Raw genomic sequence first — 14,521 nt, forward strand, 5'->3', positions numbered from 1 at the left:
GAAAAAATCCAATAAGCTGCCCATATGGACAGCTTATTTACATAATTCTCGTTAGCGGAAGTAAAAAATGCTACTTATTTAACATTAGCACTCCGTTAGTTTAAGAACAATTGAGTTAATAAATATATCTAAAAGTCTCATATTCGCCATAATTGATAACGGTTTTAAATTCTCCGCCACCATTTTTATCCTTTAAAAAAGCATCTATCTTATCATTTTTAATATTGTAATGTCTCTTATTCAGAAAGCCTACACTTCGGATTGTTGGATGTTCTAAAATTGGTGATAAGTCACCATCTAACACATTAGTATCAACAAATCTAAAGTCAATTAGATTAGGGAAATGATTTAAAAAATTCAAGTTCTCAAGATTACCGCAAGAATTAAGGCACAGAACCCGAAGATTCTTCAGAGAGAATAATTCTTCATTTGGTACAAATTTCTTTGATTGATTAATATGTAAATATTCTAGCGTATCGGCTAATCCAGACAAACCAAAATCATTTTGTAATTTAGTACAATAATGTAATTCTAAACGCTTTAATTTATTCATTTTTTCTACCCCAAGGAAATCGTGTATATTGGACCAGTTTAATTCTAAATAGAGGAGATTTTCTGGCATACCCAAAAAGTTGCCAAGCTTATTTTTTTTATGATACCAAAAAGTTAAATACTCAATATTTTCAAGCAGCATCTCATTAAATTTATCTTCTTTTAAGTTTAAGCAAGCCTGAAGATCATCTGGTATTTGTTCAAACCAAATCGTGTTATTTCTCCAGTTATCCATTTTGAATCGCCCCTATATTCATCATTATTTCTTCTATCTTACCATTTGGACTTATTAAACTAAACTACCGGATAGCTAAATAAAGAAAAATGAACTTCATTGCTATAAAAGCCTCTAATTTTTCGTTTTGAGGAAACCTTTTCTATTAGATTTATAGACATGTGGTGTTAACACCATAAACAATGTTTTAGATTATAAAATAGAGTACTAAGCATCCAATTTGAAAGCAGATATCCCTGAAGTGCTAAACCTAAGCAAAAAAATTAACCATCCTATGCAAGAAAGTTTAGATAGCTAAAAGCATATGTTTTATTGAAAGGGTGTGATTGAATTATGGAACGGACGAATTGGGGAATTGGAGGATTAGTATTTGTTGGCTGCATGTTTCTTGGCGGAGGAGTGGGATCTATATTAGGCGATACTCATGCTGGATGGCTAATAGGAATGGGCGCTGGATTTATTGGGATGGCTTTAACGAGACTAGTCAGAAAGTAATATAACGGGATTCTTCTTATGATGAACAATGTAATTAATTAATGGCATAAGAGCTCTATAAATTATAGCTAGAACCTTATCTTTAGTATTTGTCTTTTCTAAATTTCTCCATACATAGATACGATTCTCAAGTTGGAGGCTGGCACCTTAGGGTGTCTTTTTTATGCTCTTTAAAAATGTTTTAACATATAATAGCCGAGTTAATTCAAGTAATCAAGCTAATAGATTTCGTTAGATTGCTATCATCTTTTTTGTAATAGAATAGATTCATTACCGTTTCAGACCGATGTATTCATTCATAACCTAACAGTAAAAGGGGGATGATTAAAGGCATGGCGATTAATGATGAATTAATTTGTCAACAGTTTGCAAGAATTATCGGTGGCCAAGAAGGATTCGCCGGTGGAAAATGCGTGGCAACAATAAATCGGGATGAAATACAAGCAACTATCTTAGGAAAACGTTTTAGAGTAACAACTTCCTTCTCATTCGAATCAAGAGATAATAAAACTGGACAGGCATTATGTCTAGGTCGGATAGCGCTCTTACAAAAAGAAGTTACTGAATTTGTTGCTACAATTATTAAACAAGGAATAATCGTTTCGTCTATACACAATGAGTGGTTATGTGATGAGCCGAATTTAATTTACGTTAATATCGAAGACGTTGATGATCCGCTAAGTTTCGCAAGGAAAGTTAGAAGAGCGTTATGCAATTAACCAATTTATTTAGTTAAATGAGCAATATAAAAGGATCTTTAATTGAAAGATCCTTTCATACATAAGATGAAGGTTTTCCCTTGTATTTTATTAATTAAGTTCGCTTGACTAGCAAACGAACTTGGAGGGAGTACTGGAACCATACAATAAATACATTGAGGGGGCATGTTTGAGCTATGGACCTATCCTCCCGTTCTAATTAACTAAAAGAAGAATTTTCCCATACCGATTAGACTACTAAGCATTCCGATTCCATTCATGGTTCCTTTTCCTGCTGTCAGTAAGTTTCCAAGCATTCCTGGCTGCCCGTTATTCCCCCATCCTGGAGAATTTCCAAAAACACCCCAGTTATTATTGGTATTAAAATGAAAAGCTTTGGCTGGCGGTGATAGTAAAGCGGCAATATGACCTTGTGCGAACATCCCTGTATGATTGAATGGTTGGGGCCAGGGGATGGGAGGTTTTTGAAAATTAAAACCTGCATGGACTGGTAATGGAGCCCAATTAGCAGGATGTCCTTGGGGCATCATCCCTGCATAATGGATTGGCTGACCTAAAGAGAAGGGAGGGGGCTCGGGAGTGAAAGCCGTATAATTGGCTGGTGAATCCCAACCAAATGGATAGACTCGACAACTCAAATTCTCAGGAACCTTCAGACCATCCATTCCCTGAGTTTTAGTTATTTGAGGTTGTGAATGTAATGATGACATTAAAATTTGGTTATTATATTGCTCCCCGTTTCCATTTGAATTCAAATACCAATATTGGTGCATAAGCTTATTCCCCTCACTTTAAAAATGTAATGTTAGACTTAGCCTATGTAATATTCCTTTTTATGGATGGTTACATAACTAGATTTACAAGCCCGTATTTAAAGGAATGGGTGTGTGGTCTTGTTGATTTATTCCGCTATTTGTGGACAGTAAGACACCGTCCCCTCAAAATTCAGCGAAAGCAAAAAAGTTAGATGGGGGGCTTTTAGAAGGGTATTTTCAGTTGCTCCTTTTGTTTATTTCAGCCTAATTTAATTTCGGTTAACAAACGTGTTTATAAAGGTTTAATCAACAAAAAAATTAAAATGTTATGTTGAGCAAGTAGAATTGCTAAAAAGAGAATACCCATTCGAAGAGTTTGGCAAAATACTGCAAGGACAATGTGTTCTTGTGCAGATATGCAAAAGATTTAAACGAATCAATGGAATTTATAATGAAGGGGCAAATGAATATATGAGTGAAACATTACATAAAAGAAAACCACCATATTTAATGCTTGTAATCCTTTTTATTGGGGCATTTGTTTCATTTCTAAATAACTCGCTTTTAAATGTGGCCTTGCCATCAATAATGAAGGATTTAGATATTAAAGATTATTCAACGATCCAGTGGCTTTCTACAGGGTATATGCTTGTAAGTGGTGTATTAATTCCGGCATCAGCATTTTTAATAACCCGCTTCTCCAATAGGAGCTTATTTATTACATCTATGGTGATTTTTATTCTTGGTACGGCCTTAGCGGCTTTAGCACCGAACTTTAGTTTATTACTTACTGGCCGGATGGTTCAAGCAGCAGGTTCTTCAGTCATGGGGCCTTTGTTAATGAATATTATGCTAGTAAGCTTTCCAAGAGAAAAAAGGGGGACAGCAATGGGGATTTTTGGATTGGTTATGATTACAGCTCCAGCAATTGGACCGACACTATCAGGTTATATTGTAGAGTATTATGACTGGCGTTTGCTTTTTGAAATGATTTTACCGTTAGCAATCATTAGCTTACTGTTAGGGATTTGGAAATCTGAGAATGTCATGAGACAAAACAAAAATGTAAAACTTGATTATCTCTCATTATTATTATCTTCTGTCGGTTTTGGCGGTTTGTTATATGGATTCAGTTCTGCAAGCTCTGACGGTTGGACGAATAAAGTTGTCTTAACGACCTTAATCATAGGCGCTATTGCCCTAATTACTTTCATTATCCGTCAATTAAAAATGAATGAACCGTTATTGGATTTACGTGTTTACAAGTACCCAATGTTTGCACTTGCGTCTGTAATTGCAATTGTTAACGCAGTGGCCATGTTTTCGGGTATGATTTTAACCCCAGCTTATGTACAAAATGTCCGCGGTATTTCACCGCTGAGCTCTGGGCTGATGATGCTTCCAGGTGCGGTAATAATGGGGATTATGTCACCAATTACAGGTAAACTATTTGATAAATATGGCCCTCGTATTCTTGGTATAGTAGGACTTTCCATTACAGCCGTTTCAACTTATATGCTAGCAAACCTGCAACTCGATTCTAGTCACACACATATTATTCTTATTTACACATTGCGGATGTTTGGGATGGCGATGGTGATGATGCCACTTATGACAAACGGACTTAATCAATTACCAACTCGCTTAAATCCGCACGGTACAGCTGTTAATAATACAGCTCAACAAGTGTCCGGTTCGATTGGTACTGCTATTCTTGTTACGATTATGAATTCTGTAACAAAAACAAAAGCTGAAAGTCTAATGGTTGATGTAGATCCTACAACCTTCACAGAGGCTACGAAGGCAATGTTAACTCAGAAGGCTTTATTATCCGGAATTCAATATTCATTCTATGTAGCGCTTGGCATGAATGTTGTTGCACTACTATTAGTTTTTTTCGTTAAACGTGTAGATACAAGTGCGGAAGCTGTGGAGAGGTTAAATCGGTAGAGTAAAATAAAACTTAAGATCATGATTCCTATAAGTTTTTGCTGTTTAGTTAGACTATGAAGAAATGCAAATTTCTGCTGCTAAGGCGCTGGTATTTAAACTTGGAAAAGGACCAGTGAAATAATTATATATAGTAAAAAGGATCTGATATTCATATCAGATCCTTTTTCATTAGTAACACAGTATACTTGCTTATCGTATTTGTTTGAATTGACATTAGGAACTACTAGTTTTCCCAATACTACAATCTTTAGCTCTCAATTTGTGATAAACATTATAATAATACGCTTCATTTTAATTTAGTATTTTCTCTGCAAGTTATAAATCTAATATCAACAAACAACTTAGATTACCAACCTTATAAGCAATATCATAATCGTGAATAGTTCGGGAAAAGATAAAATAAGGTAATCAATTACATATCCTTATCCCAGGCGATTCATTGCTATCTTCTTTTTATTGAATGGGATATTTTATTTCATGCTTTTTTGAAAGGGTGTTTTTAATGGATAAAAAAGTATCTGCCATTCCTCAACCGAAAACATATGGATTGCTGGGGAATCTCCCATTAATCGATAAAGATAAACCGACCCTATCCTTTATCAAGATAGCGGAAGAGTATGGTCCCATTTTTCGAATTCAAACTTTAAGTGATACCATCATTGTCGTTTCTGGACATGAACTGGTAGCAGAAGTCTGTGACGAAACAAGATTTGATAAAAGTATAGAGGGTGCTTTAGCGAAAGTTCGCGCCTTTGCTGGAGACGGATTATTTACAAGCGAGACTCACGAGCCTAACTGGAAAAAAGCTCATAATATTTTGATGCCTACATTCAGCCAACGAGCAATGAAAGATTATCATGCTATGATGGTCGATATTGCTGTACAACTCGTTCAAAAATGGGCACGGCTTAATCCGAATGAAAACGTAGATGTTCCGGAGGATATGACTCGCCTTACATTGGATACAATTGGTCTATGTGGTTTTAATTATCGATTTAATAGCTATTATCGTGAGACCCCTCATCCTTTTATTACTAGCATGAGCCGTGCTCTAGATGAGGCGATGCACCAATTACAGCGGCTGGATATAGAAGACAAACTCATGTGGAGAACGAAACGTCAATTTCAGCATGATATTCAATCTATGTTTTCTTTAGTAGATAATATTATTGCTGAACGTAAAAGTAGTGGAAATCAGGAAGAAAATGATTTACTTTCCCGTATGTTAAATGTGCAGGATCCGGAAACTGGTGAAAAATTAGATGATGAAAATATTCGTTTCCAAATTATCACTTTTTTAATAGCTGGGCATGAAACAACAAGTGGATTATTATCTTTTGCAATCTATTTTTTATTAAAGAATCCAGATAAATTGAAAAAAGCCTATGAAGAAGTAGATAGGGTTTTAACAGATCCCACTCCAACATACCAACAAGTTATGAAATTAAAGTATATCCGGATGATTTTAAATGAATCGCTACGTCTATGGCCTACTGCTCCAGCATTCAGTCTCTATGCAAAAGAAGATACAGTGATTGGTGGGAAATATCCAATTAAGAAAGGAGAAGATCGTATTTCTGTTCTTATTCCACAGCTACATAGGGATAAAGACGCGTGGGGAGACAATGTGGAAGAATTCCAACCTGAACGATTTGAAGAGCTGGATAAGATTCCCCATCATGCTTATAAGCCATTTGGAAATGGTCAACGAGCATGTATCGGTATGCAGTTTGCACTTCATGAAGCCACACTCGTAATGGGGATGCTTCTTCAACATTTTGAATTCATCGATTATCAAGACTATCAGCTGGACGTAAAACAAACATTAACGCTAAAGCCTGGTGATTTTAAAATTAGGATTCTACCCCGAAATCAAACTATTAGCCATACTACTGTTCTTGCGCCTATAGAGGAGAAACTGAAAAACGATGAAATCGAACAGCAAGTTCAGAAGACTCCTTCTATTATTGGAGCCGATAATCTTTCGCTTCTTGTTCTGTATGGATCGGATACAGGGGTAGCAGAAGGTATTGCAAGAGAACTAGCAGATACAGCTAGTTTAGAAGGTGTTCAAACGGAAGTGGTAGCACTTAACGATCGAATTGGAAGTCTGCCAAAAGAAGGGGCGGTTCTTATTGTAACTTCTTCTTATAATGGAAAACCACCAAGTAATGCAGGGCAGTTTGTGCAATGGTTGGAGGAATTAAAATCGGATGAGCTAAAAGGTGTTCAATACGCAGTTTTTGGTTGTGGAGATCATAATTGGGCTAGTACTTATCAGCGAATTCCAAGATACATTGATGAGCAAATGGCTCAAAAAGGAGCAACAAGATTTTCTACACGTGGAGAAGCGGATGCAAGTGGTGATTTCGAGGAACAGCTCGAGCAATGGAAACAAAGTATGTGGTCTGATGCGATGAAGGCATTTGGATTGGAACTTAACAAAAACATTGAGAAAGAACGCAGTACATTAAGTTTACAATTTGTTAGTCGTCTTGGAGGATCTCCTCTTGCGCGAACATATGAAGCAGTTTATGCATCTATACTAGAAAATCGTGAACTTCAATCATCTAGCAGTGAAAGAAGCACGCGACATATTGAGATATCCTTGCCAGAAGGCGCTACGTATCAAGAAGGTGACCACCTTGGGGTGCTGCCAATTAATAGTGAGAAAAATGTCAACCGAATTTTAAAACGCTTTGGATTAAATGGGAAGGATCAAGTCATATTGAGTGCAAGTGGACGAAGTGTAAATCACATACCTTTAGACAGTCCTGTTAGTTTATTTGACCTTCTTAGTTATAGTGTAGAAGTTCAAGAAGCAGCCACTCGAGCACAAATACGAGAAATGGTAACATTTACAGCATGCCCGCCTCATAAAAAGGAATTGGAATCATTATTGGAAGAGGGAGTTTATCATGAACAAATATTAAAGAAACGTATTTCAATGTTGGATCTTCTTGAAAAGTATGAGGCTTGTGAACTCCGATTTGAACGCTTTTTAGAACTTCTTCCTGCGCTCAAACCGCGTTACTATTCTATTTCAAGCTCTCCACTCGTTGCACAGGATCGTCTGAGCATTACGGTTGGTGTTGTTAATGCACCTGCATGGAGTGGGGTAGGGACATATGAAGGAGTCGCTTCTAATTATTTAGCTCAGCGTCATAATAAAGATGAGATTATCTGTTTCATTCGAACGCCACAATCAAACTTTCAATTACCTGAAAATCCAGAAACACCAATTATCATGGTTGGACCAGGTACTGGAATTGCACCATTCCGTGGATTCTTGCAAGCGCGTCGTGTTCAAAAGCAAAAAGGTATTAACTTAGGACAAGCACATCTATATTTTGGTTGTCGTCATCCTGAAAAGGATTATCTCTATCGTACAGAACTAGAAAATGATGAAAGAGATGGATTAATCTCTTTACACACAGCTTTTTCTCGCTTAGAAGGATATCCTAAAACATATGTACAGCATTTAATAAAACAAGATAGAATCAATTTAATTTCGTTATTAGATAATGGGGCTCATCTTTATATATGTGGTGATGGAAGTAAAATGGCTCCTGACGTAGAAGACACCCTTTGTCAAGCATATCAAGAAATTCATGAAGTCAGTGAACAAGAAGCAAGGGATTGGTTGGAACATGTGCAAGATGAAGGGCGATATGGAAAAGATGTTTGGGCCGGAATCTAAATTCTTCTTAATTAGATAAGTAATATTTAATTTACGAACTTCTTTCGACTAAGTATAACTTTAAACAAAATAAACTGCTTTATAAAAACCCTGTATTTTTTATTGAATATGGGGTTTTCTTATTTTTAATAAGCTGGATTGATACTGTAGAAAAAGAAAAAATCTTATATGAAACCAAAGTTACATAATCTTAGTTTGATGGGTATGGTGTTAACCAATTTCTTGACGTGATTTGAAATTTAAACTTTTGCGCACTGGCTTAACAGTTTCTAGCACAGTGTCAAATCGATGGGGGATAGGTATACCCTCTATAACCGCTTGAATGAATTTTGCCGTAGAAAAACAATAGGTAATTCATTTGACAATTAAAATGACCTACATTAATATATATGCTATAGCATATAGTAAGTAAAACAAGCAAATGCACTGTGAATAATTGATTGATATGCTATACCCTTTTATATTTTAATTTATCGAGGTGATATATGAACTTACATGATTTAATAGGCTATCTAGTTCATCGTACTGATGTGAAAATGACTAATTATTTTACTAAGAAATTAAAGCCTTTTGGAGTTACACCAGAGCAGTGGGGGATTATTAGTGTTCTTTGTAGCCAAAGGGGCACTACTCAAAAAGAGTTAGCAGAAGCTATCGATAAAGATCAAACTACTGTCGTAAGAATGATACAGTCAATGGAGAGAAAAGGGATTGTAAAGAAGGCTTTGAATGACCAAGATAGGCGTTCACACAACCTTTTTTTAACTGAAAAAGGTGACGAGTTAAAAAACACAATTTTGCCTGTAGTGAAAGACGCTCACCATTTCGTTACGAGTAATTTGAGTGAAGAAGAGATCAAATTATTACAATCATTATTAAACAAATTGTATGATACACGTTATTAATATGTGTTCCTTATTGATGCTATACTATTTATAAGGAACACACTCCGTCTTATATATGCTATAGCATGTAATTTGTTTGAAGGAATGGGGAGATAGCTTTATTTTGTATGATGTTTGATTCAGGATCACTTTGTTGCAGTCAAATTTCTGTATTATACATGCTATAGCATGTACTTTGCATCTCTTTAATATTGGAAAGGATAGTAGCTACTATCTGAGCAATACTGAGTTTTTATCAAATAAATAAGAAAGATGTGATTACTATTTTAATATTAATTAATATTGTAAAAGTTGTTTTGTTTCTATTCTTTATAATGACAGGTACGAAAATTATATCTGGGAAAATGGCAGATGAGTTCAAACGATTTGGTTTACCTTCGTTTTTTAATTTCTTAACTGGGGCTTTTGAGATTGTAGGAGCAATTGGAATGTTGATAGGAATCTGGTTCCCGACAGTAGCTTTATTGGCAGGATTTTTGTTAGGCGGTACGATGCTTGCAGCTGCATTAACTCTTATCGTATTAGCGAAAGATCCCTTTAAGAAAGCGATACCTGCGCTTGTTTTGTTTGTTCTTAGTGTAGGGGTAAGTTTGTATCATATTTTTTAAACATAATCTTAAGCCGTTAAAATGTACGCGTTTAAGTTGCTATCATTTTGTAATTATTTTATAAAAGTGTCTGTGAAAAAGCAGGTGAAATCTTAAATGAATGCAGGAATAATAGTAGCATTCATTTAAGGTATTACATGCATTCGAATTGAAAAAGGGGTGAATAAAAATGGCATATTTATTACAAGTTGATTTTCCATTTGAAGGTCCTTTTGGTGAAGAAATGGAAAAAGTATTTTGGGATTTAGCAAAAAGTATTAATGAAGAAGAAGGATTCCATTCGAAAATATGGACGGAGAATCAAGAAACGAAAGAAGCTGGAGGCATCTATGTATTTGAAGAAAAACAAGATGCTGAAAAATATGCCGAAATGCACAAAAACAGACTGCAAGCATCTGGTGTTAAAGATATTAGAATAAGAATTTTTCACATCAATGAAAAGTTAACTAAACTGAATCGTGGTTATAGTAAATAATGAGGGACACGGAATTTAAAAAAGAAGGGGGGAATCCCTTCTTTTTTGAATTGATGCTACAGAAAGAATAGCGTGTTTTTTAATTTAGGGTCATCTCTTTTTGATAGTTTGATATCGATGTGACAATACCCCTTTATTATTTTTTAGGTTACAATACATGTATTGCTTCAATAACATATGATCATTCTTAAGAATGTCATTGAAATGTACCAATAGATGTTAGTGCAGCAAAATAAATTGTGTTATGATGTGAGCAAATATAAAGCTATCTAACGGAGGGATTCACATGCCGCATGTTGTGTTTCGTGGAATTACTATTGAACAATTAAAAAGTATAAGCAAGCCATTAGTAGAAGAGCTCGCAGATATCTGTGAGTGTGGTACGGATAATTTTACCTTGGAACTACCAAGTTCTACGTTTGTATTCAATGGAGAAGAAATAGAAGCGTTTCCTCTTATTGAAGTGAAATGGTTCGAGCGTGGACAGGAAATTCGTGATCGATTTGCCAAGGCCATTACTACATATGTAATGGATTTTGGACTTCCAGAAGTAGAGGTTGTATTTACGGTTTTCACAGAATCAGCGTATTATATTAACGGGAAGCATTGTGCAAGTTAGAGCTATTTGAAAGATTTTTATAACATTAAGAAAAGAAATAGAAGAGAACATCCTATTTCTTTTTATTAATATAATAAAATGTAATTACTAAATCCAAAGTAATGATAATAATTAGAAGTGATAGGTGTATAAGCGCATCAGTTTTTCCGTTTAGTAAAGACTTTATAAAGAAATCCCATTCGGTTTCATAGGGAGGCTCTGCCCAATTTCGCTGCAGACCTAATACTATTCCATTTATGAAAAAGATAATACCTAATAGAATTCTTCCAACAAATACGGCAGCTACTTTTAAATTCCAAGGCTTTATCTTAATTACATACAAGATTGGAAAGAGTATAAGTATCCAAAAAATAATAATATAGACTGTATTTATCATTCTTTACTACTAATAAAATGATTGTTTTTAATATAGGTAAGCCTTCGGATTGAAGGTATGTTTTATTGTTACTAGTTAAAAAAAGGGCCGGAATTCCGGCTCCTTTTCTATCTTAAAGTCTTACTTTATCCCGCATTAACGGGCAGTAAGACTCCCACCTCAAAATCCAGAGGAAGCACAGAAGTTAGGTGGGGATCAACTGCCCGTAAAAGCCCGATTGGTTCAACTAATAATCAGTGGGGGATGAACAAAACCCCACTGATTAAAGTTTCACTTTATCTCTCCGTCTCAAAAAACTCAATCCATTCTCCATCAGGACCAGCGAAGAATATGTAACGTGTTCCATCTGGTAATGTTTCAATTTCTTCTCCTAGTAGAAAGGTTACTTTTTGTTTCTTTAGTCTTTCGATTTCATCCTCTAATGAATCCACTTTAAAACAAATGTGATGTACTTTTCCTTCTGCCGGAAGGGAAGAGTTGTAACCTTCAATGAGTTCAAGTATCGTTTTTTTCGATTCTTCCACACCTAAAAAAGCGAGTTTTAAGTCTGGATTTGGGTGCCCCATACGTTTAATGAGCTGTAAGCCAACTACTTCTTTATAAAATGAAATAGATGTTTCTAAGTTTGTAACCATAAGTCCAACGTGTTCGATTCGTCTAACTGGCATGTGGATTCCTTCTTTCTGAAAATTATATACAATATATTATTGAAAATTAAGAAAATAAGCAAGATAAAAACCTTACAAATTTTAGCGTGTTATATGGTATAGTGAGAAAGTATGTTTGGGGAGAAGGAAGGAGATTATACGATGAATACAACTACTCAAACTCCTTCATTATCGGAAACAATGAAAGAGTGGCATTATGCATTAGCATATGAAATTAAACATTGGAAAACGATAGGTGGTAGTAAAATCTCTATCATTAACGGTCGTTTTTTATATACAGATTATGAAAGTACAGTATACGTATTTCAGCTTATTTCGGAAGTAAGCTTACCTGAAGGTTCACCAATTCGAATTGAGTTCGATGGTGAGGAAGCGACAGGGGAAGTATTATCTGTACATGGATTAGAAATCGAATTGAAGTTAAATGATTATATACAAGGCGAAATACGAGAAGCCGTTTTATACAGTGAACCGTGGCAATTGTTAGAACAACTACAAGAGCGATTGAAAGAGGCACATAAAGATAAGCTAAAACGTAATCGTATAAAGCGTCTTGTTGATGGGACGAGCAGTCCGAAACATATTGAAAAGATGAAAAATACGAAAAATGAATTGGCGTATCGTTCTTTTTACAATCCAACAACGTATGTGTGGGGACCACCGGGAACAGGGAAGTCTTACAATTTATCGCGTATTATTTCTGCTCATTATCAAAAAGGAAAATCGGTACTTGTGTTAGCTCATAGTAATGCGGCAGTTGACGTATTAATGAGCGAAGTAACGAAGCAAATTGAGAAGAAAAAGAAATGGACACCTGGTGAAATCGTTCGTTACGGTTATAGTCAACATGAACATATACGAAATCATGAAACGTTACTTGCATCGAAGTTAGTTGAAACGACGAATGGATCTTGGGGAGAAGAAAGACTCTATTTAGAAGAGACACGACAAGATCTTCGTGAAAAGATTTTATCATATAAAGCGACTTCTGCTGATAAGAAGCGTATACAAGAGATTGAAAGTGATCTTCGAAAGCAAAAAGCGAAAATTAAAGAAGTAGAAAAAGAATACATTGAAAATGCGAAAGTAATCGGTGCGACTTTATCGAAATGTGCTATTGATTCACTTATTTATGAGCGTACATTTGATTTAGTTGTCGTAGATGAAGTAAGTATGGCATATGTTCCGCAAATTGCATTAGCTGCTTCACTTGGGAAACGTATTGTCGTTTGTGGTGACTTTTTACAGTTACCTCCAATTGCGATGGCGAACCATGAACTCGTTCGAAAATGGCTCGGTGAAGATATGTTTTATCATGCAGGGATTGTTGATTCTGTAAATAAATCAGAAGCACATCCGAACCTTTTTATGCTGCAGGAGCAAAGACGTATGCATACGGATATATCGAAGTTTACGAATTCATTTATTTATAAAAATAGAGTGTACGATCATCCATCTGTTTCAGAGCGTAAAGAACTTGCGAAACTGCAACCGTTCGCAAATGAGGCGAGTGTTTTATTTGATACGAGCTTAATGGGAGCCTTTTCTTTAAAAGACGCTGCTTCCGGTTCTCGTTTTAATATTATGTCTGGGTTAGTAGCGATGCAAATGATGTTAATTGGATTGTTAGACGGTGTTCAATCTATCGGTGTAGTTACGCCTTACAGGGCACAGTCCCGCTTTTTATCAACGTGCATTAGAGAAATGTTGCAGAAAACGAAATATCAAAACATACCAGTTTTAGCGGCGACAGTTCATAAGTTTCAAGGGTCTGAAAGAGATATGATGATCTTTGATACGGTAGATAGTTATCCGCAAGAACGCCCTGGCGTGTTATTCTTTGATCATAAAAACCATCGCCTCGTCAATGTAGCAGTAACGAGAGCGAGAGGGAAGTTCATTCAATTATCAGATTGCCACTACATGCGTAAAAATCTTTCGAGAAAACAAGCGTTATCGCAATTAACAGCTCATATAGAACGTCACGGAGATGTGTATGATCGCACGACATCAAGACAATTGTGGGAGCGAAAAATCTCGAAACGTTTACGCTGGTTTATGGAAATGAATCTTGAAGAACCGAAAGGGTTATTAAAAGATATTTTAGCTGCGAAACGAAAAATTATCATTTCCCTTCCAAGTACAAGGCAAGTAGATAAACGAGTATGGCAAGCGTTAATGCGTACAAATGCGCAAATAACGGTGTATAGTGATGGACCAGTTCCATTAAAAAATGTAAAATTACAAAGGCAAAACAAAGCGTTCCCGTTTATAGTAATCGATGATGAAATCTTTTGGGCAGGAGCACCTCTTACATCTCAAATGATGTTTGAAGGAAGTATGGAATTTCCGTACATATGTGCAAGATTACAAGCACCTGAAACAATTGGCGTATTAAAAGGGTTTTTAGATATTCGGTAAATTCAGATAGGAATTCCTTGACTTTTGCCTGGAATGAACT

General features: G+C 35.6%; 13 protein-coding genes. 9 read left to right on the plus strand and 4 right to left on the minus strand.

The annotated features are described in order from the left end of the window. Window positions 1-115: 115 nt before the first annotated feature. Window positions 116-787 carry a hypothetical protein gene (locus tag MHH66_RS10980; RefSeq protein ID WP_078185551.1) on the minus strand — a complete coding sequence of 224 codons (672 nt, stop codon included), beginning with the start codon at window positions 785-787 and terminating at the stop codon, window positions 116-118. 333 nt (window positions 788-1,120) lie between these two features. Here MHH66_RS10980 and MHH66_RS10985 point away from each other — a divergent pair, with 333 nt between their 5' ends. Together MHH66_RS10985 and MHH66_RS10990 are read left to right on the plus strand one after the other, a co-directional pair. Further along, complete coding sequence (locus tag MHH66_RS10985) at window positions 1,121-1,282, plus strand: hypothetical protein (RefSeq protein ID WP_002190108.1); 162 nt, start codon at window positions 1,121-1,123, stop codon at window positions 1,280-1,282. 320 nt (window positions 1,283-1,602) lie between these two features. Next, on the plus strand, window positions 1,603-2,001 hold the full coding sequence (locus tag MHH66_RS10990) for a DUF1259 domain-containing protein (protein ID WP_002033128.1): 399 nt from the start codon (window positions 1,603-1,605) through the stop codon (window positions 1,999-2,001). Between the two features lie 203 nt (window positions 2,002-2,204). Here MHH66_RS10990 and MHH66_RS10995 read toward each other — a convergent pair whose 3' ends face one another. Continuing rightward, complete coding sequence (locus MHH66_RS10995) at window positions 2,205-2,774, minus strand: hypothetical protein (RefSeq protein WP_078185552.1); 570 nt, start codon at window positions 2,772-2,774, stop codon at window positions 2,205-2,207. Window positions 2,775-3,227: 453 nt separating this feature from the next. Here MHH66_RS10995 and MHH66_RS11000 point away from each other — a divergent pair, with 453 nt between their 5' ends. From MHH66_RS11000 to MHH66_RS11025, 6 genes are all read left to right on the plus strand, one after another. Further along, the gene (locus MHH66_RS11000) at window positions 3,228-4,706 is read left to right on the plus strand and encodes a DHA2 family efflux MFS transporter permease subunit (RefSeq protein ID WP_063217989.1); all 1,479 of its coding nucleotides are present in this window, start codon (window positions 3,228-3,230) and stop codon (window positions 4,704-4,706) included. Between the two features lie 505 nt (window positions 4,707-5,211). Beyond that, window positions 5,212-8,409 (plus strand): bifunctional P-450/NADPH--P450 reductase, encoded by a 3,198-nt coding sequence (gene cypD, locus MHH66_RS11005; RefSeq protein WP_078185553.1) that lies wholly within the window; start codon window positions 5,212-5,214, stop codon window positions 8,407-8,409. A 485-nt stretch (window positions 8,410-8,894) separates the two neighbouring features. After that, on the plus strand, window positions 8,895-9,314 hold the full coding sequence (locus MHH66_RS11010; RefSeq protein WP_063217987.1) for a MarR family winged helix-turn-helix transcriptional regulator: 420 nt from the start codon (window positions 8,895-8,897) through the stop codon (window positions 9,312-9,314). Window positions 9,315-9,571: 257 nt separating this feature from the next. Then, window positions 9,572-9,922, plus strand: a complete 351-nt coding sequence (locus MHH66_RS11015) for a DoxX family protein (RefSeq protein WP_063218028.1) — start codon at window positions 9,572-9,574, stop codon at window positions 9,920-9,922. Between the two features lie 169 nt (window positions 9,923-10,091). After that, entirely contained in the window at window positions 10,092-10,397 is a 306-nt protein-coding gene (locus MHH66_RS11020; protein WP_063217986.1) for a monooxygenase, read from the plus strand. Window positions 10,398-10,683: 286 nt separating this feature from the next. Further along, on the plus strand, window positions 10,684-11,016 hold the full coding sequence (locus MHH66_RS11025; protein WP_002142404.1) for a DUF1904 family protein: 333 nt from the start codon (window positions 10,684-10,686) through the stop codon (window positions 11,014-11,016). Between the two features lie 52 nt (window positions 11,017-11,068). Here MHH66_RS11025 and MHH66_RS11030 read toward each other — a convergent pair whose 3' ends face one another. Next, window positions 11,069-11,392: a hypothetical protein gene (locus MHH66_RS11030; RefSeq protein ID WP_078185554.1), complete on the minus strand. Its 324-nt coding sequence runs from the start codon at window positions 11,390-11,392 to the stop codon at window positions 11,069-11,071. 275 nt (window positions 11,393-11,667) lie between these two features. Further along, window positions 11,668-12,060 carry a VOC family protein gene (locus MHH66_RS11035; RefSeq protein WP_078185555.1) on the minus strand — a complete coding sequence of 131 codons (393 nt, stop codon included), beginning with the start codon at window positions 12,058-12,060 and terminating at the stop codon, window positions 11,668-11,670. Window positions 12,061-12,171: 111 nt separating this feature from the next. On the opposite strand from MHH66_RS11035, the gene MHH66_RS11040 reads away from it, so the two are divergent. Continuing rightward, window positions 12,172-14,481, plus strand: coding sequence for an AAA domain-containing protein (locus MHH66_RS11040; protein ID WP_078185556.1), 2,310 nt, complete (start codon window positions 12,172-12,174; stop codon window positions 14,479-14,481). Window positions 14,482-14,521: the final 40 nt, after the last annotated feature.

This window comes from Bacillus sp. FSL H8-0492, assembly GCF_038006145.1.
GTDB lineage: Bacteria > Bacillota > Bacilli > Bacillales > Bacillaceae_G > Bacillus_A > Bacillus_A mycoides.